Raw genomic sequence first — 12,717 nt, forward strand, 5'->3', positions numbered from 1 at the left:
CTCACACAAACCCCGACAGATGAAAAGCGATGTGGGTTTCGTCCGCTACCCGTCGAAGCGGTACAGCGAGGTGACCGCGGGCAAGCGGTTGAGCATTCACACCGCGACGGGGAGGCCGACGACGGTGCCGAAGTCACTTCGGCAGGCCACCAGACGTCGTCTGGTGACGGTGACGGCGAGGAACGACGCCGCGTTCGCCCAGACCACCCGACGAGGACGAACCCGGGGCGCGGACGACGAGGGAGCGGTCGTTCACACGAGAAGACAGTCGCCCGAAGGAGAAATCGTCGCCGGATTGGAGTTCGGCAGTATAGCAGGTCGTACCGCGAGCGACCGGAGGGAGCGAGCGGCCTTTTTGGTCCAGATTTTTGCGCCGAGGGTGAGCGAAGCGAACCCGAGGCGGAAAAAGGTGGAACGGCAGCCCTAAGTCCGGCAGACGTGAAACTGGCGACGATGAAGGTCATCGGAACCGTGGGCCTCCCGGGGAGCGGCAAGGGCGAAGCCGCCGCCGTCGCCCGCGAGGAGGGCATCCCCGTCGTGACGATGGGCGACGTCATCCGCGAGGAGTGTCGCGAACGCGGACTCGACCCCGCGGAACACCACGGCGAGATTGCCACCGCGCTCCGCGAGGAGAACGGTCCGGCGGCCATCGCGGAGCGGTCGCTACCGCTCATCGAGGCGGAACTCGAAACCGCCGACGTCGTCCTCGTGGACGGCCTGCGCTCGGGCGTCGAACTCGACTGCTTCGAGATGGCGTTCGGCGACGAGTTCGTCCTCGCGAGCATCGAAGCCCCCTTCGAGGTGCGCGCCGAACGGTTGCTCGACCGGGCGCGCGACGACAGCGACTTGGACCGCGAGGCGTTGAGGGCCCGCGAGGAGCGAGAACTCGGCTTCGGCATGGGCGAGGCGATGGACCGCGCGGACGTGCGCATCGAGAACACCGACACGCTGGACCGGTTCCGCGAACGGGTGCTGACGCTCCTGCGCGAGGGACCCGAGGCGCTCCGCGAGAGAAACGAGGTGACAGAATGATATACAGCATCGAGGCACGAATCGTCGCGCCGGTCAGGGAGACGGAAGTGACGGACCGGGTCGAAGACGCCGTGCGCAACCTCTTTCCTGGCGTCGAGTTCGAACACGAGGCCGGGCAGTTGGTCGGGGAGACCCACTCGTTAGACCGGTTCTCCGAACGACTGCACGAACAGGAGATACTCGACACCGCCCGCCGGGAGTTCGAGAAACGCGCCGACGGGGACGGCTTCTCCTTCGCGTTGAAGAAGCAGGCGGCGTTCAAGGGCGTCGTCAACTTCGCCGTCGGCAACCCCGACGAACTCGGCGACATCGAAGTCCACGTCGACGTCCGCGAACCGTCCGTCGAGGAGTTCATCGACCACATCGCCCCGCCCACCGAGGACGGGAAACCGTTGGACTTCGACCGGTAGGTCGGGCCGTCCCGCATACGCTCCTCGTCTCACTCTCCTTCGAACAGTTCCGCGTGCCGCGAGGCGAGGTCGGTGTACGCACCCGACTGGTACGCCTCGAACGTCTCCGTCGGGTTCACGTCCGTCTCCGAAAGGGGCGTGACGCGCGCCGGGACGCCGCGGACGAACGACGCCGGCGGAATCTCGTACTCCTCGGGGACGACGGTACCGGAGGCGACGATGCTGTCCGCGCCGACGCTGACGCCGGTGTTCACCGTCGCGTTGAACCCGACCAACGCCCCGTCTTCGACGTGCGCCTCGTTCAACACCGCGCCGTGACCGATCATGACGCGTTCTCCGAGCGTGGCGGCGTGCAACACCGCGTTGTCGCCGACGTGGGACTCCGCCCCGACGCGGACGCCCGACACGTCGCCGCGGAGGACGACGCCCGGCCAGACGCTGGCGTCCGCGCCGACTCGCACGTCCCCCACGAGCGTCGCCTCCCGACTCACGCGGGCGTCCTCGTGAATCTCCGGTCGTACCCCCTCGAACTCGTACGTTCTGCTGTCCATACGGGACGGTTGGTGCCGCAGCATCTTGTCATTTGGTAGCGCCCGACGATATCGGTCGGAGCGAGGTCAGACGGTCAGCAGGAACACCAACGCGACGGCGATGAACACCACCTTCAGAGCGGTGTTGACGGCGACGACTTTCGACCCGAATCGGGGGCCCCAGATGCCGTACTGGAAGGGGATGGAGCGCTTGAACGTCGAGACGGCGAAGGAGACGATGCCGCCGAGGAGCATCGTCGCCACCGCCGTCCGCGGCGTGAACGTCTCGCCGACCATCGGGGCGATGGTGGCCGCGCCCGCGGTGGTGTCGAACGCGAACACCGCGATGACGGGGATGGACGCGCCGGGGAGTCCGACGAACGTCGCGAGGGGGTCCGCCGCGGCGGTGAGTGCTTCGAGGTCCGTCGTCCGGACGACGGAGCGTCACGACGAGGTAGACGACGACCAGACGGGGGACGATGCGCTTCAGTTTCGGCCACGTCTTCCGCGCCGCCGCCGCGACGACTTCGTGGGGCGAATCCTCGCCGTCGGCGTCCGGGCCGCCGTCCGTCTGGGCCGCGGCGGTCCGATCGACGTTTCGCTCCGAGAGGAACGCCGCGCCCGCGAGGACGCCGACGGCGGTGATGGCCAACGAGATGGCCGCCCGCGTCCCGACGTACAGCAGTCCGACCTCCAGCCCGAGAATCGGGACGAGGACGGGCACGTAGAAGGTGAAGATGTGCTGGACGAACCCGAAGAACGTGTTCATGGTGACGGCGACGAGCGTCGCCCTGTCGTCGAGCATGCCGGACTCTCGGAACTCGGCGAGCATCCCATACCCGGCGGTGGTGGAGGCGGCGGTGGTGAAGATGGCCGTGCCCACCTCGTCGGGGAGGTTCGCGGGGCGCGTCAGGTACCGCGAGACGGCCGCGACGTACTGGACCAAGCCGAACCCGACGGCGACGTTCGCGAGGAACACGCCGACGGCGATGAGGGCGGCGATGCTCGCGACGCGCGGGAGAACCTCCGCGAGAACGGGCCAGAGCGACCCGAGCGTTTCGGCGACCTGCACGTGCGGAAGTCGGGTTCGACGGACCTAATCGCCGTCGATTCGGCGAAAGAGGGGGCCCGAGTTCGACGGAGACGACGAGGGCGGACGAACCGCACACCGTCCGGGTACCGCCGCGTTCGGGTCTCAGTTCGCTCACACGAGTAACTGCACGGAAGCGAAGAGCACCACCACGCCGAGGACGTCGCAGGTGTTCGTCACGACGGGGATGACCACGTCGTCGGGGTCGAGCCCGAACCGGTAGGCGGCGTACGTCGTCGCCATCGTCACGCCGATGGCGAGGAACGCCAAGGCGATGCCCGAGAGGAGGGAGACCGCGACGACGGTCGTAACCGGGAGTTGGACCCCGCCGAGAAGCGCCGTCAGCCCCCACGCGCCGACGCCGATGACGGGGAAGACGGTCACCGAGAGGGCGACGGTGGCGAGGGAGTTGCCGGCCAGTTCCTCGTCCGTCGGGTCGAACGTGAGCGTCCCGAGGTGGAACGCCGTCGAGAGGCGCGCCGCGAGGATGCTCCCGAGGTTACCCGCGGTGCCGATGGTGACGGGGACGAGAGCCAGCAGCGATGGGTACCGGTACAGTTGCGCCTCGAAACTCCCGAGGACGAGTCCGCTCCCCAGTTCAACCAGCGTCAAGAGCAAGAGGACGGGGAGCATCGCCCGGGTGATGGCCCGGACCGTCCACTCCGTCCGCATTCAGACGACACCCCCGACGAGCAGCACGAACCGAACCGCCACGAGCAGAAAGAGGACGCCGAACACGTCGCCGGTGGTGGTGACGAGGGGGCCGACGAGGGTGTCGGGGTTGTGCCCGCGGCGGTAGCCCGCGAAGACGACGGCGACGACGACGCCCGTGAGCGCGAGTCCCGAGAGGACGCCCGCGACGAGGGCGATGCCGACGAGCACTCCCAGGGAGGCGACGTCTCGGCCGAGGACGAGGAGGAGGACGTACGCGACGACGGAGGCGAACACCGACGCGAGGACGCCGTTGGCCAACGCCGCCGCCGCCGCGGCGCGGAGCCGTTCGTCCGCCCCGGAGAGGCGGGGTTCGATGAGACCCTGGTGGAGCGCGGTGGCGATTCGCGCGCCGAGCGAACCGTAGACGTTCCCCCGCGTGGCGAGGAGCGCCGGGACGATGACGAGGAGGCCGGGGACCGCTTTGAGTTCGGCCTCCATCCCGCTGAGGACGACGCCGGCGAGGAGGCCGCCGCCGACGGACGCGACGAGCGCCGGAAGCGCCTCCCGGTACGCCTCGGCGGCGGCGTCGCGTAGTGTCATGGTCGGACGAACGTACGGGGACGTAAAAAGTCGGGCGTCTGGCGACGAGCGAGCGGGAGAAGGGGGTCGCTAACTACCAGTTAGTTTCGTTGAGAGTCCCGTACACCTCCAAAAAATGCCTTAGGCCGTACAACCGACGACTCGTACCGACGTGAGTTGTTCGCCAGTCGCGACGACGGATACGACCCCCCCGCAGTATCCCGTCGTCCCAACGGAACGAGTCGGAGAGAGACCGCGACGAACACGAAGATGAACGTACGAGCAATCGCAACGCTCGTCGTCGCGTTCGCGTGCATCACATCGGTGGGCGTCGCCTCCACGACGCTCCAATCGTCCGTCTCCTCGACGCCGGACGAAGTCATCAACGTCGGACACGACCTCATCCCCCTCAGCCAGTCGGACACCGGGACGCTGAAGCGGGCCATGACCGGCGAGGAGGGGTCCGGCGGCGCGTCGACGAAGAAATCGTCGGACGGGTCGATGACGAAGCAGGCGAGCGGTGGCGACGGATCCGAACAGAGGCACCAACGGCGCGACGACGGGAGTTCCGGGCAACAGCAGAAGGACGTAGAGAAGAACAAGCCGGCGGGCTCCAGCTCCTCGGAGGGCAACCAGCCCGAGCAGTCGGTCGGCGGCATCGGCGAGATCCCCGACCCCGGACAGAGTTGGCTGCCGCTCTTGGCGGCCGTCCTCGTCCTGGCGCTCCTGGTCTACTATCGCGACCGGGTGGCGTCGTTCCTCGAACCGCCCGAGGGGAACGACCCCGACGAGCCCGTGGGCGTCCCCGCGCCGAAGAACGATATCGAACGGGCGTGGCTCACCGTCGTCGGCGCGACGCGCGTCGATAACCCGTGGCGGAAGACGCCCGCGGAGTGCGCCGCCGCGGCCGTCGAGAACGGCCTCGACCCCGACGCCGTCCAGCGGATTCGCCGCGTCTTCGAGGAGGTGAAGTACGGCGAACGCGAGGTGACCGAGGACCGCCGCGACGAGGTGCGGCGCAACCTCGCCCGCCTCGACGTGCGGACCGACCTCCGGGCGGACGGAGGTGAGGAGCGATGAGGCGACGCGTCCGGATAGCGCTCGGCCTCGTCGGCATCGCCGTGTTCTCGCTCGCGGTGCTCGTCGTCGCGGTGCCGGCCGTCGGAGACGCCATCCCGTCAGACGCCCTCGTCGACGCGGTCGGCAGCGACTACGTACTCGCGGCCGCGGTCGGCATCCTCGCCACCGTCCTCGTCGTCGCGGTGGTCGCCCTCCGGGGACTCGACGGCATCGACCAAGCGACGATGCCGGAACCGGAGACGGTCCAGCACGCCTCCTACCCCGGCGTTCGCTTCGACCGCACCGTCACGGAGCGGATACACCTGCTCCCGCACCGCCCCACCGAGGAGGAGAAGCGACTCCGCGACCGGATTCGGCGGGCGGCCGAGCGAGCGGTGATGCGGCGGGAGAACGTCTCCCGGGAGCGAGCGGACGCGATGGTCGAGAGCGGCGAGTGGACCGACGACGCGACGGCGGCGGCGTTCGTGAGCGACTCCCGGCGCCCGCCGTTGCGGGCGCGGTTCGCCGCCCTCCTCACGCACCGGTCGTTGTTCCAACGCGGCGCGCGGCGCGCGGCCGAGGAAGTCAGTCGCCTCGACGGGCGCGAAGCCGGAAGTAGAAGCGACGCCGCTGGCGTCGCCGCCGAGACCGCGAGTGCGACGAACGCCGCCGACGCCGCCGACGCCGCGAACGCCCCGAACGCTGCGAACGCCGCCAACGCTGCGAACGCGTCCGGAGGTGCGCGATGACGACAGTCCGCCGGACGCGGCGGTGGCGCGGCGTCGCCGCAGTCGCCTTGCTCGCCAGCGCAGTCGGCGTGTTCGCGACGCAACCGCTGGTGTTGCTCGCCGGGGCGGTCGGCGCGGGCTTCGCGGCGTACCCGTGGCTCCGGTCACCGCCGTCAGTCGAACTCGACGTGTCGCGGTCGGTCACGCCGACCGACCCCGCCGCGGGCGAGGACGTGACGGTGACCGTCAGGGTCCGAAACGTCGGCGACTCGACGCTCTCGGACCTCCGAATCGTGGACGGCGTCCCGCCGATGCTGAGCGTCAGCGACGGGACGCCGCGGCACGCCGCCGTCCTCCGCCCGGGTTCGACGACGGAGTTCTCCTACGCCGTGGAGGCCGAGCACGGCCGCCACCAGTTCGATCCCACAACGGCCGTCGCCCGCGACGTCACCGGCGCGACGGAAGTCGAGACGAGCGTCTCGGCGGACGCCGCCATCGAGTGCGCCGCCGCCGTCCCGGAGGTTCCGCTCCGGGAGCAGACGACGCTCGGCAGCGGTCGGGTGCTGACGGCCGACGGCGGGAGCGGCATCGAGTTCCACAAGACCCGCGAGTACCACTCCGGCGACCCGATGTCCCGCATCGACTGGAAGCGCCGGGCGAAGACGGGCGAACTGTCCACCGTCGAGTTCCGGGAGGAGCGTCCGGCGTCGGTGCTGCTCTGTCTCGACGCCCGCCCCTCCGCGTACCGCGCCGCCGACGAGGACGAACCGAACGCCGTCGCCTGTAGCCGGGAGGCCATCTCGCAACTGCTGACGGCGGTCGGAAGCGGCCGAAACGCCGTCGGTCTGGCGGCCGTCGGTCGGGAGCTCTGCTGGCACCGACCCGGCCGAGGGACGGACCACCTCGCCGACGCCCGCCAGTTAATGGCGAGTCACCCCGCGTTCTCGACGGTGCCGCCGTCGGTGGACGCCGAGTGGTCCACGAGCGGGCAGTTCGAGGAGATTCGCCGCCGCCTCGGGGAGAAGACGCAGGTGTTCCTCTTCTCGCCGTTGACCGACGAGGAGGTGGCGTCGTTCGCGCTGGAACTGGAGAACGGCCGAACCGCGGTGACGGTGGTCTGTCCGGACGTGACGGCCGAGGACACGCCCGGCAGTCGCTTCGCGGCGGTCGAACGCGACGACCGGGTGCGCAGGCTCCGAAGCGGCGGCGTGACCGTCGTCTCGTGGTCGCCGAACGAACCGCTCGGCCCGGAACTGCTCCGGGCCAAGGAGCGCGGCCTGTGACGTACCTCTCATACCCCACGCGGGTCGGAAGCGCCGCCTCCCTCGCCGCCGCCGTCGGCGCGGTGCTCCTCGTCCTCCCCGACGGCGCGGGGTCGATGCTCTCGCTCGGTGCCGCCTTCGTACTCGTCCTCCTCGGCGCGCTCGCGGCGCGGGCGGCGGCGAACGTCCGCGGCGACGGGAGCCGGTCGCTCGGCGCGGTGCTCCTCGCCGTCGGCGCGGGGCTGACCGTCGGCGGTGTCGGCGTCGGCGTCCTCGGCGCAGAGACGCTACCGAACCGCCTCATCGTCGCCGCCGGCTTGCTCGGCGTCTGCCTCCTCGGCGCGGGACTCGCTCCGGTTCCGAGGGTTCGACCGCGCCGCCTCGTCAGCGCCGGAAGCGGCGCACTCGTCGTCTGCGTCCTCCTCACCGGACTGATGACCGGCGTGGAGGCCCTTCAGATGCTGGCCGCGACGGCCGCCACCGTCGTCGCGTGGGACGCGGGCGAGAACGCCGTCTCCCTCGGCGAACACGTCGGCCGGCGGGCGCGGGCGTGGCCCGTCGAACTCGGCCACTCCGGTGCGACGGCGGCGTACGGCGCGGCCGTCGTCGTCGCGGCGTTCGGCGTCTCCGAGTTGAACGTGACGGACGTCCCCCTCGTCGGGTTGCTGCTGTTGCTCGGCGGCGCGGTGGCGCTGCTGCTCGCGTTGTCGAACTGAGCAGAACGCACCCCGGGACCGTCACATCCCGTTTTTCCGGTCTCTTCTACCGCTCCTCGCCCCACTTCGTCACTGAACTCGGCGCTCGACGGACGGCACGTCCAGCCTACCGAGGATGTCCGCCACGATGTCCCGCCTGTCCACGTTCTCGACGCGCGCGTCCGGCGTGAGAACGAGTCGGTGCGCCAACACCGGCTCGGCCATCCGCTTTACGTCGTCCGGCGTCGCGAACTCGCGCCCGTCCCCGGCGGCCACGGCGCGACTCGCCTCGAACAGTCGCTGCGTCGCCCGCGGCGACGCGCCGGAGCGAACGCGGCCGTCCTCCCGCGTCGCCCGCGTCACCCGCGTGATGTAGCGTCGGACCTCGCGCCCCACGTGGACGCGTTCGGGCGACTGTCGAAGCGCCTCCGCCATCCCATCCGAGCAGACCTTGCCCGAGGAGGGCGTCTGTTCCGTCCGGTCGGCCCGCCTGTCGAGGATTTCGAGCTCGCCCTCCTCGTCCGGGAAGCCGAGACTCGTCTTGACGATGAAGCGGTCCTTCTGCGCCTCCGGCAGCTCGAAGGTCCCCTCCTGTTCGACGGGGTTCTGCGTCGCGATGACGAAGAAGGGGTCCGGGAGTTCGTACGTGTCGCCGTCCACCGTCACCTGCCCCTCCTCCATCGCCTCCAGCAGGGCGGACTGGGTCTTCGGCGACGCGCGGTTTATCTCGTCGGCGAGGACGACGTTCGCGAACACGGGGCCGGGTTGGAAGTCGAACGAACTCGTCCGCTCGTCGAAGACGTGCGTCCCCATCACGTCGGCGGGGAGCAGGTCGGGCGTGAACTGTATCCGCGAAGCGGAGAGCCCGAGCGCCCGCGCGAACGACCGCGCGGTGAGCGTCTTCCCCGTCCCGGGCACGTCCTCCAAGAGCACGTGACCCCGCGAGAGGTAGCCGACGAGTATCGTCTCTAACACCGAGCGGTCGGCGATGACCGCGTTCGATAGTTCGTCGAGAATCATCTCGCACTGTCTCGAACAGTCTGCGACGTCCATAGAGGGAAGACACCCGTACGGAGCATTAGTAGACCGTCAGTAAAGCCGGCCGACCGGGCGCGCCGCGGGACCGCCCGTAGAGGTCCGGCAGTCGGCCGTTCCGCCGTTTAACGTCTGCCTTACCGCCCGACCGCGGGCGCATTCGTCGGACGCAAGGCTGACGGCGCGGTCGGAAGAGAGGAGAGAAAGACGTTCCGTCGGGGCGTTTCGTCGGCGGCGGTCGGCCGACGAGCGTTCAGTCGCCGAACGGCCCGAGGCCGCCCATACCGCCCATGCCGCCGCCACCGCCGCCTTGGTTCTCCAGTTTCTTCATCATGCGCTGCATGTCGCCGTCGCCCATCCCTTGGAACTGCTTGAGGGTGCGCTCCATCATCTTGTGCTGTTGGAGCAGTTCGCGGACGAGCTCCTCGTCCTGACCGGACCCCCGCGAGATGCGCTCGACGCGCGACGCGCCGATGACGCGCGGGTTCTCCAGTTCCTCCTCGGTCATCGAGTCCATGATGACGTCGAACGAGCGCATGCGGTCCTGCGTGACGTCCATCGCGTCGTCCGGTAGCTGGTCTTTCAACCCGCCGCCGAGACCCGGTATCATGTCGAGGACCTGGTCCAACGGACCCATCTTGTTCATCGCCTCCATCTGTTTTTGCATGTCCTTCAGCGTGAACGACCCCTTCATGATGTCCTCGGGGTCCCAGTCTTCGTCCTCCTCTTGGGTCTCGGCCATGGCGCGTTCGACCCGTTCGGACAGCTGCTTGAGGTCGCCCATGCCGAGGAGGCGGGAGATGAAGCCGTTCGGCTCGAAGCGTTCGATGTCCTGCACCGTCTCGCCGGTGCCGAGGAAGGCGATGGAGGAGTCCGTCTCGTTGACGGCGGTCAGTGCCCCGCCGCCCTTCGCCGTCCCGTCGAGCTTCGTGATGACGACGCCGCCGATGCCGATGGAGTCGTCGAACTCGCGGGCCTGTTCCTTCGCGCCCTGCCCGATGGCCGCGTCGAGGACGAGAAGCGAGAGGTCCGGGTTCACGACGGACTCGATGTCCTCGATCTCGTCGATGAGGGAGTCCTCGAGGGCGTGCCGACCGGCCGTGTCCACGATGTGGACGTCGGCGTCGTCGGTCTCTTCGAGGCCCTCGCGGGCGATTTTGACGGGGTCCTCCTCGTCGGGGTCGCCGTAGAAGTCCACCTCGGCGCGTTCACACATCTGCTTTGCTTGGTCGTACGCGCCGGGGCGGAACGTGTCCGTCTGGACGACGGCGGGGCGGAGGCCCTTCTTCGAGAACCACCACGCCATCTTCGCGGCGGTGGTGGTCTTCCCGGACCCCTGCAGACCCGCCAGCATGATGGTCTGCGGTTCGAGGGGGATTTCGGTGGACTCGCCGATGAGACCGACGAGTTCCTCGTACACTATCTTGAGGACGTGGTCGCGCGCGGAGGTGCCGCCCGGCGGTTCCTCCTCCGTCGCGCGCTCTTTGATGGACGAAGAGAGGTCCATCACGAGGCTCACGTCGACGTCGGCGGAGAGCAAGGAGCGCTGAATCTCCTTGACGATCTCCTCGACGTCCTCCTCCGAGAGACGAGATTTCCCCTGCAGCTTGTCGAGACTGCCGCGGAGGGAGCTCCCGAGATTGTCGAGTACCATTGAAACAGTCTACGCGAGGCGACGTGTAAAGGCTTTATCCGTCGCTCGGACACCGTTCGACGGCCGGGTTCGGCGGCGCGGCCGCCTCTCGCCGGCGGGGCCAACACCTAACCCGAATCCGCCCGAGTCGTCTGTCGATGACTACCATCCTCGTCCTCGACCAGTCGGCCCACGGCCTCCCCGCCGACGAGTACGCCGACGCACTCCGCGAACGCCTCCCCGACGCGACGGTTCGCCTGCCGGAGACGACGGACGAAGCCGTCGAATTGGCCGCGGACGCGCCGATTATCACCGGATCCAGCCTCCCCGACGAGGTGTTGGACGCGGCGGACGAACTCCGCCTGTTCGCCTGCGCCGCGGCGGGGTACGACCACCTCCCCCTCGACGAACTGGAGGCGCGCGGCGTCACCGTCACGAACGCCTCGGGCGTCCACGGCCCGAACATCGCGGAACACGTCGTCGGGTGGCTTCTGATGTTCGCCCGCCGCCTCGACGAGGGTATCCGCCGACAGCGACGGCGCGAGTGGCGGAGTTTCCAGGCGTTCGGCGAACTGCAGGGGTCCACCGTCGCGGTCGTCGGACTGGGCGCCATCGGGCAGGCCGTCGCGGAGCGACTGGACGCGTTCGGCGTCACCACCGTCGGCGTGCGTCACACGCCCGAGAAGGGCGGCCCGACCGACGAGGTGGTCGGCTTCGACGAGATAGAGTCGGCGGCGACCGACGCGGACTACCTCGTCCTCGCGTGCCCGTTGACGGAGACGACGCGGGGACTCGTCGACCGGGACGCCCTGAACGCGCTTCCGTCCCACGCCGTCCTCGTCAACGTCGCCCGCGGCGGCGTGGTGGACACCGACGCCCTCGTCGCCGCACTCCGGCGGAACGACCTCCGGGGGGCGGGCCTCGACGTGACCGACCCCGAACCCCTCCCGACGGACCACCCGCTTTGGGAGTTCGAGAACGTCCTCATCACGCCGCACGTCGCGGGGTACACGCCGCACTACTGGACCCGCCTCGCGGACATCCTCGCGGAGAACGTCGAGCGAATCGAGGCGGACGGATCCTACGAGGGACTGAAGAACCAGGTGCTGCCGTAACCGCCCCGCGGGCCGGATATTCTTCTACCAGGACCGACAACGTGCGCGCATGGCCTCCGTCGTTGGACTCTCCGCGGCCACCTATCTCGCGTTCTGCGGCGCGGCGATCGCCCTCGTACTCACGCCCGGCCCCGATACGATGTACGTCCTCGCGCGGGGGATGCAGGGCCGCGGCGCGGGCGTCCGGTCGGCGTTCGGCATCTCCGCGGGCGTGTTGCTCCACACCGCGGCGGCGACGCTCGGACTCGCCGCCCTCCTCCGCGCCGCGCCGACGGCGTACCGACTCCTGAAGTACCTCGGCGCGGCGTACCTCGTCTACCTCGGCGTCTCCGCCCTCCGCGAGGGCGAGTTCGACCCGCAGGTGGAGACGAACCCCGAGGGGAGTTTCCGCCGGGGCGTCCTCGTGAACGCCCTGAACCCGAAGGTGGCGCTGTTCTTCCTCGCGTTCCTCCCGGGGTTTGCGGGCGCGGGGGCGGGTGCCGAAGTCAGGATGGCGCTTCTCGGCGCGACGTACGCCGCACTCACGGCGGCGTACCTCTCGGCCGTCGCCCTCGCGTCCGGGCGCGTCGGGCGCGCACTCGAATCGACGCGCCTCTCGTCGGGACTCAACTGGGTCGGCGGCGGCACGATGGTCGCACTCGGCGTCGCACTCGCCGCGGAGTAGAAACGGAGGGGTCGGCGTCGAAGCTCTCGGTGACAGGGGTAACTCCGGCGGCCGCGCTGAATAGCGGACGTGCGTTCGACACGCCTCGACGGTTGGTTATCGAAGAACGACCGTTCGGTACAGAGGACGTGTTCAACGCGGCATTCGTATCAGCTATTCTAGCCACGCTAACGGAACTGCCGTGGGCGACGTCGGTCGCGTCCGGTGCATCGCCGAATTAAAAAAAAAAAA

14 protein-coding genes and 1 pseudogene are annotated in these 12,717 nt (G+C 69.3%); 9 read left to right on the forward strand and 6 right to left on the reverse strand.

From position 1 onward, the window contains the following. The 3 genes from ACFQEV_RS18600 to ACFQEV_RS18610 form a co-directional block, all read left to right on the forward strand. On the forward strand, positions 1-427 hold a 427-nt coding region (locus ACFQEV_RS18600; RefSeq protein WP_379699256.1), incomplete at its 5' end, for a hypothetical protein. A gap of 26 nt (positions 428-453) precedes the next feature. After that, the gene (locus ACFQEV_RS18605) at positions 454-1,032 is read left to right on the forward strand and encodes an AAA family ATPase (RefSeq protein WP_379699258.1); all 579 of its coding nucleotides are present in this window, start codon (positions 454-456) and stop codon (positions 1,030-1,032) included. Continuing rightward, on the forward strand, positions 1,029-1,442 hold the full coding sequence (locus tag ACFQEV_RS18610; protein ID WP_379699261.1) for an RNA-binding domain-containing protein: 414 nt from the start codon (positions 1,029-1,031) through the stop codon (positions 1,440-1,442). Before ACFQEV_RS18605 ends, ACFQEV_RS18610 begins: the two co-directional genes overlap by 4 nt. Positions 1,443-1,471: 29 nt before the next feature. On the opposite strand, the gene ACFQEV_RS18615 is transcribed toward ACFQEV_RS18610, so the two are convergent. The 4 genes and pseudogenes from ACFQEV_RS18615 to ACFQEV_RS18630 form a co-directional block, all read right to left on the reverse strand. Next, positions 1,472-1,993 carry a gamma carbonic anhydrase family protein gene (locus ACFQEV_RS18615; protein WP_379699263.1) on the reverse strand — a complete coding sequence of 174 codons (522 nt, stop codon included), beginning with the start codon at positions 1,991-1,993 and terminating at the stop codon, positions 1,472-1,474. A gap of 66 nt (positions 1,994-2,059) precedes the next feature. Then, a pseudogene (locus ACFQEV_RS18620) lies at positions 2,060-3,044 on the reverse strand (nucleoside recognition protein). Between the two features lie 132 nt (positions 3,045-3,176). Further along, a complete protein-coding gene (locus tag ACFQEV_RS18625; RefSeq protein WP_379699265.1) occupies positions 3,177-3,734 on the reverse strand; it encodes a magnesium transporter in 558 nt (185 codons plus the stop codon). After that, a complete protein-coding gene (locus ACFQEV_RS18630; protein WP_379699269.1) occupies positions 3,735-4,316 on the reverse strand; it encodes a magnesium transporter in 582 nt (193 codons plus the stop codon). A 249-nt stretch (positions 4,317-4,565) separates the two neighbouring features. On the opposite strand from ACFQEV_RS18630, the gene ACFQEV_RS18635 reads away from it, so the two are divergent. From ACFQEV_RS18635 to ACFQEV_RS18650, 4 genes are read left to right on the forward strand one after another with little or no spacing between them, the layout of a single operon-like run. Continuing rightward, the gene (locus ACFQEV_RS18635) at positions 4,566-5,375 is read left to right on the forward strand and encodes a DUF4129 domain-containing protein (RefSeq protein ID WP_379699272.1); all 810 of its coding nucleotides are present in this window, start codon (positions 4,566-4,568) and stop codon (positions 5,373-5,375) included. Next, positions 5,372-6,103, forward strand: coding sequence for a DUF7269 family protein (locus ACFQEV_RS18640; RefSeq protein ID WP_379699275.1), 732 nt, complete (start codon positions 5,372-5,374; stop codon positions 6,101-6,103). Before ACFQEV_RS18635 ends, ACFQEV_RS18640 begins: the two co-directional genes overlap by 4 nt. Continuing rightward, a complete protein-coding gene (locus tag ACFQEV_RS18645; RefSeq protein WP_379699278.1) occupies positions 6,100-7,365 on the forward strand; it encodes a DUF58 domain-containing protein in 1,266 nt (421 codons plus the stop codon). The genes ACFQEV_RS18640 and ACFQEV_RS18645 overlap by 4 nt, the downstream gene beginning before the upstream one ends. Beyond that, positions 7,362-8,060, forward strand: coding sequence for a DUF7519 family protein (locus ACFQEV_RS18650; RefSeq protein WP_379699281.1), 699 nt, complete (start codon positions 7,362-7,364; stop codon positions 8,058-8,060). The genes ACFQEV_RS18645 and ACFQEV_RS18650 overlap by 4 nt, the downstream gene beginning before the upstream one ends. A gap of 69 nt (positions 8,061-8,129) precedes the next feature. Here the strand turns inward: ACFQEV_RS18650 and ACFQEV_RS18655 are convergent, their stop codons facing one another. Both ACFQEV_RS18655 and ACFQEV_RS18660 read right to left on the reverse strand, forming a co-directional pair. Continuing rightward, the gene (locus ACFQEV_RS18655; protein ID WP_379699284.1) at positions 8,130-9,092 is read right to left on the reverse strand and encodes an AAA family ATPase; all 963 of its coding nucleotides are present in this window, start codon (positions 9,090-9,092) and stop codon (positions 8,130-8,132) included. 235 nt (positions 9,093-9,327) lie between these two features. Next, complete coding sequence (locus ACFQEV_RS18660) at positions 9,328-10,728, reverse strand: signal recognition particle protein Srp54 (RefSeq protein ID WP_379699287.1); 1,401 nt, start codon at positions 10,726-10,728, stop codon at positions 9,328-9,330. A gap of 137 nt (positions 10,729-10,865) precedes the next feature. On the opposite strand from ACFQEV_RS18660, the gene ACFQEV_RS18665 reads away from it, so the two are divergent. Together ACFQEV_RS18665 and ACFQEV_RS18670 are read left to right on the forward strand one after the other, a co-directional pair. Beyond that, entirely contained in the window at positions 10,866-11,822 is a 957-nt protein-coding gene (locus ACFQEV_RS18665; RefSeq protein WP_379699289.1) for a D-2-hydroxyacid dehydrogenase, read from the forward strand. Between the two features lie 49 nt (positions 11,823-11,871). Beyond that, the gene (locus ACFQEV_RS18670) at positions 11,872-12,486 is read left to right on the forward strand and encodes a LysE family translocator (protein ID WP_379699292.1); all 615 of its coding nucleotides are present in this window, start codon (positions 11,872-11,874) and stop codon (positions 12,484-12,486) included. Positions 12,487-12,717 lie beyond the last annotated feature (231 nt).

Source organism: Halopelagius fulvigenes (assembly GCF_042662625.1).
Classification (GTDB): Archaea; Halobacteriota; Halobacteria; order Halobacteriales; family Haloferacaceae; genus Halopelagius; species Halopelagius fulvigenes.